This is a genomic window from Micromonospora sp. R311, from assembly GCF_056780015.1.
The window spans coordinates 1-9,044 of sequence record NZ_JBSWCE010000004.1 but is presented as its reverse complement, the minus strand read 5'-3'; the positions used below and the strand labels follow the sequence as shown (position 1 = coordinate 9,044).

At 74.4% G+C, this 9,044-nt stretch carries 8 protein-coding genes; 3 read left to right on the top strand and 5 right to left on the bottom strand.

What is annotated here, in order from left to right; genetic code table 11:
- Window positions 1-2: 2 nt before the first annotated feature.
- Window positions 3-1,055 carry a ParB/RepB/Spo0J family partition protein gene (locus AC1WTP_RS04115; protein WP_481647904.1) on the bottom strand — a complete coding sequence of 351 codons (1,053 nt, stop codon included), beginning with the start codon at window positions 1,053-1,055 and terminating at the stop codon, window positions 3-5.
- A 302-nt stretch (window positions 1,056-1,357) separates the two neighbouring features.
- On the opposite strand from AC1WTP_RS04115, the gene AC1WTP_RS04110 reads away from it, so the two are divergent.
- Together AC1WTP_RS04110 and AC1WTP_RS04105 are read left to right on the top strand one after the other, a co-directional pair.
- Window positions 1,358-2,662, top strand: coding sequence for a condensation domain-containing protein (locus AC1WTP_RS04110; RefSeq protein ID WP_481647903.1), 1,305 nt, complete (start codon window positions 1,358-1,360; stop codon window positions 2,660-2,662).
- Window positions 2,659-3,855, top strand: a complete 1,197-nt coding sequence (locus AC1WTP_RS04105; protein WP_481647902.1) for a cytochrome P450 — start codon at window positions 2,659-2,661, stop codon at window positions 3,853-3,855. Before AC1WTP_RS04110 ends, AC1WTP_RS04105 begins: the two co-directional genes overlap by 4 nt.
- Window positions 3,856-3,868: 13 nt before the next feature.
- On the opposite strand, the gene AC1WTP_RS04100 is transcribed toward AC1WTP_RS04105, so the two are convergent.
- The 3 genes from AC1WTP_RS04100 to AC1WTP_RS04090 are packed head-to-tail and all read right to left on the bottom strand — an operon-like array spanning window position 3,869 to window position 7,487.
- Complete coding sequence (locus AC1WTP_RS04100) at window positions 3,869-5,137, bottom strand: cytochrome P450 (protein ID WP_481647901.1); 1,269 nt, start codon at window positions 5,135-5,137, stop codon at window positions 3,869-3,871.
- Window positions 5,134-6,294 (bottom strand): LLM class flavin-dependent oxidoreductase, encoded by a 1,161-nt coding sequence (locus AC1WTP_RS04095; RefSeq protein ID WP_481647900.1) that lies wholly within the window; start codon window positions 6,292-6,294, stop codon window positions 5,134-5,136. Before AC1WTP_RS04095 ends, AC1WTP_RS04100 begins: the two co-directional genes overlap by 4 nt.
- Before the next feature lie 35 nt (window positions 6,295-6,329).
- The gene (locus tag AC1WTP_RS04090; RefSeq protein WP_481647899.1) at window positions 6,330-7,487 is read right to left on the bottom strand and encodes an NAD(P)-dependent alcohol dehydrogenase; all 1,158 of its coding nucleotides are present in this window, start codon (window positions 7,485-7,487) and stop codon (window positions 6,330-6,332) included.
- A 152-nt stretch (window positions 7,488-7,639) separates the two neighbouring features.
- On the opposite strand from AC1WTP_RS04090, the gene AC1WTP_RS04085 reads away from it, so the two are divergent.
- The gene (locus AC1WTP_RS04085) at window positions 7,640-8,866 is read left to right on the top strand and encodes a cytochrome P450 (RefSeq protein ID WP_481647898.1); all 1,227 of its coding nucleotides are present in this window, start codon (window positions 7,640-7,642) and stop codon (window positions 8,864-8,866) included.
- A 58-nt stretch (window positions 8,867-8,924) separates the two neighbouring features.
- Here AC1WTP_RS04085 and AC1WTP_RS04080 read toward each other — a convergent pair.
- On the bottom strand, window positions 8,925-9,044 hold a 120-nt coding region (locus AC1WTP_RS04080; RefSeq protein ID WP_481648085.1), incomplete at its 5' end, for an adenosylhomocysteinase.

Here is a 9,044-nt window from a genome sequence, read left to right as displayed (position 1 = left end):
CGTCAGGCGGCGCTCTCCGCCCGCTGGCGCAGGTGCTCGGCCACGGCGAGCCACTCCTCGGCGATCGCGCAGGCCAGGTCGGCGATGGCGTACGCGCAGTGCGGCGCGATGGAGTGCACGACGGTTTCCCAGCCGTCGGTGCAGCCGGCCCGCGCGTCGAGCCACCGCAGGAGGTTACGTCCGCTGTCGGTGAACCGGACAGACGGATCACGGCGCAGGTTGCGCAGGATCGTCTCCCGGTCGCGCAGCGGTCCGCCGCGCGCGTTCATCAGCCGGCGCAGCTCCCGCTCCGGGCTCGGCGGCTCCGGGCGGGGGCGGTTACCGCGCTGGCGGGGCGGGATCGGGTCCTCCCCGCGGCGGATCCGTTCCCGCACGTCCCGGGCGGTGCCGGGCGAGATGCCGGCGCACCGGGCCACCTCGCGCAGCGAGGCGTCGGGGCGGAGCGCGAACAGCTCCCCGGCCCGGCGGCGCCCGTCCGCGCCGTTGACCGGCCGGACCCGGCCGTCGCGGCCGATCCGGCTGTGCAACTGAGGCTGGTCCACAGTTGCCCCCCGCCGGATGACGCCGACGGTCTTGGCGGACAGACCGGTGACGCCGGCGATCGCCCGGTCCGACCACTGTGGATGCGAACGCAGGATCCGGGCGGCGGCGGCTTCCCGGTCGGCCAGCGAGAGCGGCAGTCCGTGGGTGATGTTGGTCTCCACGGCGATCACGAACGCCGCGTCCTCGCCCCCGTCGTAGAGCCGGCAGGCGATCTCCTCCTGGCCGCGGAGCATCGCCGCGCGCAGCCGGTGCATGCCGTCGATCACCCGCAGCGTCTGCCGGTGCACCAGGATCGGCGGCAGGTCGGCGTCGGAGTCGGCGAGCATCCGGACGTGCTGGTCGTCCTCACCGGAGAGCCGGGGCGAGTCCGCGGGCAGCAGCTTGCCGATCGGCAGCATGGTGACGGGGTGGTTCTCGGGCGATGGGGACGGCTTCGGGATCCGTGGCGGCAGCAAGGGTCGCTTGACCTCCGACTCCGAGATCGAGGTGGGCATGAGCTGGTGTGCGGGCATCGACAAGGCACTCCCCCGAGTTGTCTTGAATGCAACTTCGCCTGCGCTTTGTCCGGTCCGTTCGACCAATTCGATTCGCCAATTGGCACAGTGCGCCCGTAAATGGACAGTTGCGACTCAGCCCCCTACTGCAACGTGCCGTTACCGGGCGCGGACACAAAGCTATGAACGCGAGCGCCCGGACGCAATCGGCATCGGGTGCCACATTGACATCTGTTGGTTATCTGACGATGACGGGCGGTCACATTTTTTCGACCGCAGCTTTCTCGCCAGGGGCGCGGGGGCCCACTATCTTGCTGCCCATGGCTCATCGGGAGGCGCCGGCATCCATCGGTCAACGTCTACTGTGGTTCCTGGAGCACTACCGCCCGGACACCGCATCGCTGAACTGCCCCGTCGTGTGCAAGCTGCACGGCCCGCTCGACGTCACCGAGCTCCAGGTGGCCCTGGGCCGGCTGACCCGGCGCCACGAGGCGCTGCGGACGACGCTGGTGCGCCGCGGCCGGGAACTCGTCCAGCACATCCACGACGAGCTGCCGCCACCGTTCGAGGTGGTGCCGCTGGCGGCCGAGCCCGGCCGGCTCGACGCGGTGGTCGCCGAGGCCGTCGAGCGGGAGCTGCACACGCCGGTGGACGTGGGCCGGTATCCGCTGCGGGTCACCCTGTGGCGGCTCGGCCCGGACGAGCACATGCTCTGCCTCAACATGCACCACCTGGTCTCGGACGCCTGGTCGTGCGGCATCGTGCTGCAGGACCTGATCCGGTTCCTCGATGCCGGGCCGGACGGCGACCCCGGGCTGCCGCCGGTGCAGTGGCAGTACCCGGACTTCGCCCGGTGGCAGCACGAGCAGCTGACCAGCGGCGCCCTCAAGGTGCACCAGGACTACTGGACCCGGCAGCTGCGCGACATGAAGCTGGTCGACCTCCCCCCGGCGGTGCCGAACGCCGCCGGCGCCCGACCCACCGGCATCGAGGTGGCCACGATCGACGCCGGGGTGTTCAACCGGCTCAAGGCGGTGGCCCGGGGCGAGCGGACCACGCCGTTCGCGGTGATGCTCTCGCTGTACTACCTGCTGCTGGCCCAGCGCACCGGGCAGACCGACATCTCCGTGGCGTCGCTGTTCGCCAACCGGTCGGTCAAGGGCGTGCAGACCACCGTCGGCTTCTTCGCGAACATGGTGGTGCTGCGCAACCAGGTCGACCCGGACGCCCCGTTCGTCGAGGTGGTCCGCCGGGTCCGCGGCACCGTCATCGACGGCTTCCTGCACGAGGGCATCCCCTACCAGATGCTGCCGCTGAACCTGCAGAACACCTCCGGCCGGGTCGACGACGTGGTGTTCCAGATGCTGCTCACCCCGCCGCCGGGCACCAAGGTGCAGGCCCGCGGCGTGGAGTTCGAGCTCTACACGCCGGACTCGCTGGGCAGCCGGTTCGGCCTGGAGCTGGGCCTGATCCCCCAGCACACCGGCGCCTGCCAGGCGATGCTCTTCTACACCACGGACCGGTTCCGGCCGGCCTGGGCGAAGGAGTTCCTGGCCGACTACCTCACCCTGGCCCGGGCGGCGGCCGCCCGGCCCACGGAGCCGCTCAGCCTGACCCGGGTGTGACCGTGCTCCGCTACGACGAGGCGGAGGTCGCCGGTCTCGCGGACCCGTACCCGCACTACGCCGAGCTGCGCGCCGCCGGCCGGGTGCTGCCCGCCGGGCCGGGCGCCTGGGCGGTCACCCGGCACGCCGACGTCACCGCGCTGCTGACCGACCCGCGGCTCAGCCACGAGTTCCCCGACCTGGTCTACCGGCTCTCCGGCGAGCCGGACGAGCTGACCGGGTTCTTCCGGGCCACCGTGCTCAACCGGGACCCGCCGCAGCACGCGACGCTGCGCCGGGCGATGGCCCGTACGGTCAACCCGCGGACCGTGGCGGCGCTGCGGCCGCGGATCGTGCAACTGGTGACGGAGCTGTTCGAGGCGATGGCCGACGCGCCCGCGGCGGACCTGGTCGCCGACCTGGCGTACCCGCTGCCGGTCACGGTGGCGGCCGAGCTGCTCGGCATCCCGGTGGCCGACCGGGCGGAGGCGCAGCCGCACGCCGTCGCGCTGGGGCGGATGTTCGGCTCCGGCGCCCCCACCGAGCGGGAGCGGGCGGACGCCGTCCGGGCGGTCGGCTGGCTGCGCGGCTACGTCGGCGGGCTGCTGCGCGAGCGGGCCGGCCGGGACGGCGACGACATGTTGTCGCACCTGCTCCGGGACGCCGAGGCGACCGGGAGCATCAGCCGCGCCGAGCTGGTCGACAACGTCATCTTCCTGTTCTTCGCCGGCTTCGAGACCACCACCAACCTGCTCTCCACCGGCGGCGCGCTGCTGCTGCACCGACCGGAGCTGCTGGACCGGCTGCGCCGCGACCCCGGCCTCGCGCCCGGCGCGGTGGAGGAGTTCCTGCGCTGGGACTGCCCGATCCACGCCACGTCCCGGGTGGTCCGCGAGCCGGTCACCGTCGGCGACCGGGTGATCCGGGCCCGCCGGGTGGTGGTGCTGCTGCTCGCCTCCGCGAACCGCGACGAGCGGCGGTTCCCCGAGCCGGACCGGATCGACCTGGGCCGCTCCCCCAACCCGCACCTGGCCTTCAGCTCCGGCCCGCACCACTGCCTCGGCGCCACTCTGGCCCGGGTCGAGGGCGCGGCCGTCTTCGACCACCTCGCCACCCGGCTGCGCCGGATCGAGGCCACCGGCCCGGCCCGCCGCCGCGCCGGACTGGGCTTCCGGGGTTACGACCGGGTCCCGGTGCGCGTGGTGTGCAAGTGAGGAAAGGCGTCAGTCAGCCGGCGAAGGTGACCGGCAGCCGCTTCAGGCCGTTCATGAAGTTCGACTCCAGCCGGACCGCGGGGCCGGTGCGGCGCAGCCGGGGCAGGTGCGCCGCCAGCTCCTCGAAGAGCACCGCGGCCTCCACCCGGGCCAGATGCGAGCCGAGGCAGAAGTGCGGCCCGACGCCGAACGCGACGTGCGGGTTGGGACTTCGCTCCAACAGGAAAGTTTCCGGTCGATCGAAGACCGTCTCGTCCCGGTTGGCGGAGATGTAGTACAGCACCACCTTGTCCCCGGCCCGGATCCGTTGCCCGGCCAGCTCGGTGTCGACCACCGCGGTACGGCGGAACTGCATGATCGGCGTCGTCCAGCGCAGCATCTCGTCCACCGCGGTGGGCACCAGGTCCGGCCGGCGGGCGAGCCGGTCGGCCAGGTCGGGACGGTCGGCCAGCAGGTCGAGGCCGCCGGAGATCAGATGCCGGGTCGTCTCGTTGCCGGCCACCACCAGCAGCAACCACAGGTGGCAGTACTCGCTCTCGGTGAGCCGGCGGCCGTCCACCTCGGCGGTCACCAGCCGGCTCACCAGGTCGTCGCCCGGGTCGCGCCGGCGGGCCTTCGCCGCGGTGAGGGCGTAGCCGAACGCCTCCACGAAGGTCTGCTTGAACACCTCCACGTCGCCCCCGCCGAAGGCCGGGTCGTCGAAGCCGACCAGGTTGTTGCTCCAGCGCAGGAAGAGGCCGCGGTCCTCGCGGGGGATCCCGAGCAGGTCGGCCAGGACCAGCAACGGCAGCTCGGCGGCGATCGCCGCGACCGCGTCCACCGGATCACCGGCGGTGGCCCGCCGCGCGATCTGCCGGGCGTGCTCGGCGATGGCCGCGCGCATGCCGCGTACCACCGGGGCGGTGAACGCGGCGGTGACCACCCGGCGCAACCGGGTGTGCGCGGGCGGGTCCATCCCGACCAGCAGCTGCCGGGAGCGCTCCAGGTCGGCCCGGGAGGTCGGGTCGGCGAGGAACGCGCCGCGCTCGGCGGAGGAGAAGACCTCCGGCCGCCGCGACGCGGCCACCACGCCCGCGTGCCCGGTGACCGCCCAGTACCCGCCGACCCGCTGCACCACCGTGCCCCGGGCCGAGTGCCGCCGCAGCGGCACCTCCGCCACCCAGCTCACCGGCGCCTCCCGGCGGCGGCGGGCGAACTCGGCGAACGGCGGACCGTCCAGGTAGGTGGCCGGGTCGGCGAGGCTGCCGGTGGCAGCGGCGGCCCGGGTCAGCTGCGGGCTCACCGGACGGACACCTCCGGCCGCTGGCCGGCCCGGCGGTGCGGCGGCGCCGGCTCCGGGCGGTCGCCGTCGGGCCCGGCCAGCAGGCCCCGCCGGCGCAGCGCCGGCATCACCCCCTCGCCGAACCAGTACGCCTCCTCCAGGTGCGGCTGCCCGGACAGGATCAGGTGGTCGAGCCCCTGGGCGTGGTACTCGGCGATCCGGTCGGCGACCTCCTCGTGCGACCCGACCAGCGTGATCCCCGGTCCCTGGCGGACCAGGCCGTACCCGGCCCACACGTTCGGGTAGATCTCCAGCCGGTCGGTACGGCCACCGTGCAGCGCCGCCATCCGGCGCTGCCCCTCCGAGTCGCTGCGGCGGAACCGCTCCTGGGTCCGGGCCACCAGCGCCGGGTCCAGGTTGGCCACCATCGCCTCCGCCACCGCCCAGGCCTGCTCCGAGGTGTCCCGGCTGATCACGTGGAACCGGGTGCCGAAGGCGATCTCCCGCCCCGCCTCGGCCGCCAGCGCCCGCACCCCGGCGACCAGCGAGCCGGTCTGCCCCGGCAGCTCGGCCCAGGTGAGGAAGACGTCGGCCCGGCGCGCCGCGACCTGCTGCGCGGCGGCGGAGGAGCCGCCGAGGAAGATCGGCGGCGGCTCGGGGCGGCGCATCACCGTGGCTCCGGCCACCCGGTAGTGCTCCCCGTCCAGGTCCAGCGGCCCCGACCAGGCGCCGCGCAGCACGGCGAGGAACTCGTCGGCCCGCGCGTACCGCTGGTCGTGGGCCAGCCAGTCGCCGTAGCGGTGCTGCTCCTCCGGGTCGCCGCCGACGACCACGTTGAGCAGCAGCCGCCCGCCGGAGATCCGCTGGCAGGTGGCCGACATCTGGGCGGCCAGGGTGGGCGAGAGCAGCCCGGGGCGGAACGCGACCATGAAGCGCAGCCGGGCGGTGCGCTGGCTCAGCGCCGCCGCGACCAGCCACGGGTCCTCGCAGAAGATGCCGAACGGCACCAGCGCGCCGGCGAAGCCCAGCCGGTCCACGGCGCCGGCCACCTGGGCCAGGTAGTCGATGTCGGGGTCCCTGCGGAGCGTGGCCACGCCGGGCGGCCCGCCGGCGCGCGGCTTCGCCACCTCCCGGCCGTCGCCGTGGGCGGGGATGAACCAGTAGAGCTGCAGAGACATGGCGCCCCCCGGGTGAGCGAACGGGCACGCACCGTTCAGCGCGATCGTCCGGAACCCTCACATCCGTCGGTCCGCGCCGTCAACGCGGCCGGATCCAGCACGAGCACGGGCTTGACCGCCGCGCCGGCCAGCAGGTCGGCCAGCGCCGCCTCCGGTTCGTCGAACGACCGGTAGGCGACCAGCTCGTGGAAGGGGAACCGGCCCTGCTCGGCCAGGCGCAGCAGCGCCGGCACCAGCTCCTCGGGGCGCCCCTCGCCGCCGAGCGAGCCCTGGATCCGCTTGCCGCGCAACATGGTCTGCTGGTCCACGGTGAACGTCTCGCCGGGCCGGGCCGCCCCGACCAGGCAGCACGTCCCCGGCATGCCGACCGCGTCGACGGCCTGCCGGACGGCCCGGGGGTCACCGGTGCACTCCACGGTCACGTCGGCCGGCCCGCCGCAGCGCTCCCGTACGGCCCGGGCCACGTTGCGGACTCCGGTCACGTCGACGGTGTGCGTGGCGCCGTACCGGCGGGCCAGGGCCAGCCGCGCCGGATCGCGGTCGACGGCCACGATGGTGGTGGCCGCCGTGCACCGGGCGGCCATGACGGCGGCCAGGCCGACCGCGCCGACGCCGAACACCGCCACCGAGGCGCCGGGGTCCGGGCGGGCCGCGTACAGCACCGCCCCCGCCCCGGCGGTGATCCCGCAGCCCAACGCGGCGACGGCGGCCAGCGGCAGGCCGGTGCGCACCGGCACCAGCGCCCCGGCCGGCAGCACGGTGTGGCTGGCGAACGAGGACTGGCCGAAGAAGCGCCCGGCCACCACGCTGCCGTCGGCGCGGCGGAAGACCGGGCCGCCGTCCGGGCGGCGACCGCCGAAGAGCAGGCCGGGCAGGTCGGTGCAGTACCGCGGCCGGCCGCCCCGGCAGTGCCGGCAATGCCCGCAGGCCGGCCAGCCGAGCAGCACGGCCTCGTCGACGGCGGGCGACGACACTCCCGGCCCCACCTCGACCACCCGCCCGACCCCCTCGTGCCCGAGCACGCCGGGCAGCGGAAAGGCCGACCGGCCGGACCGGGCGTCGGTGTCGGTGCGGCAGACCCCGGAGGCGACGATCCGCACCAGCACCTCACCCGGCCCCGGGCCGTCGAGCCGCAGCTCCTCCAGCCGCAGCGGGTGGTCGGGAGCGGGCGCGACCGCGGCGGTCACCCGCATCGTCGCCGCCTCCGCCCGACCGCCACGGCGCGAGGATAGGTGGACCGGCGCCGTGCGTGCGACATCGCGCAATCCGGCCGCGTTGTCCCCGGTCGGCGACGGCACATAGCCTCGACAGCCACCGTCAGAGGCCGACCGGTCAGGGGATGCTCATGCAACCGGCGATTGTCGACCGTATCGAGGACATGTACGTCAAGCACCAGGCCGACCCGTACCCGATGTACCGGGAATGGCGGGACAAGGGCCCGGTCGTGGTGGACGCGGACGGAAAGGTCGTCGTCCTGGGCCACGACGACGCGAAGGCCACGCTGGCCGATCCCGCCGTCAGCGTCGACCCGCGGGACAGCCGCTGGTACCAGCAGCGGGCCGCGGCCGGCGAGGTCAGCGCCGAGGAGGAGCAGCGGTACGCCGACGCTCCGTTCATCGAACTGAATCCGCCCGAGCACACCCGGCACCGGCTGCTGGTCGGGCAGGCGTTCGCGGCCCGGGCCGCCCGGGCGGCGGAACCCACCCGGCGGGTGGTGGACGGGCTGCTGGACCGGCTCGCCGCCGGCACCGGCTGCGACGTGGTGCGGGAGTTCGCCTACGCGATCCCGATCCGGGTGCTGTGCGAGTTGTTCGGCATCGCCGACGAGGACGACCGGCAGCGCGTCCAGGACTGGTCGCACTTCATCTCCCGCTCGATGGACCCGTCCAACCCGGTGGACCCGGCGGAGGTGGACCGGGTCTCCGGCGAGCTGCGCGGCTACCTGGAACGGCTGGTCGACGCCCGCGCCGCCGAGCCGGGGGACGACGTGGTCAGCGCCATGCTGGCCAGCCACAGCGGCGACCAGCGGCTCACCCGGGCCGAGGTGGTCAACGGCCTGTGGCTGCTGGTCGTCTCCGGACACGAGACCACCAGCAGCCTGATCGCCAGCGGGCTCTACAGCCTGCTCACCGACCCGGCGCTGGCCGACCGGATGCGGGCCGAACCGGAGAAGATGCCGGGCCTGGTCGACGAGCTGCTCCGGCTGACCCCGCTCGTGCAGTGCCTGTGGCGACACGTGAAGCAGGACACCACGCTGCCGAGCGGGGCGCGGCTGCGCGCCGGCGACACCGTGGTGATCGTGCTCGCCGAGGCGAACCGGGATCCGGAGCGGTTCACCGATCCCGACCGGCTCGACCCGGACCGCACCGAGCAGCACCTGAGCTTCGGCGCCGGGCCGCACTACTGCCTCGGCGCCACCCTGGGCCGGCTGCAGGCGAACCTCGCGCTGTCGGCCTTCCTGCGCCGGGTGGTGGCGCCCGAGCTGGCCGCCGAGCCGCCGGGCACGCCGCGGGCGCTGGGTGGGCTCACCTCGCTGCCCATCCGGTACGCGCGGGTGCGCCCGGCCGGCTGAGCGCGCGGACGCCGAAAGGGCGGGGCGGCCGAGGCCGCCCCGCCCCTTGTCGTGCCGGTCAGTAGCGGTAGTAGTCGGCCTTGTACGGCCCCTCCACCGGCACGCCGAGGTAGGCGGCCTGTTCCTTGGTGAGGGTGCTGAGCTTGGCGCCGAGGGCGTCCAGGTGCAGCCGGGCGAC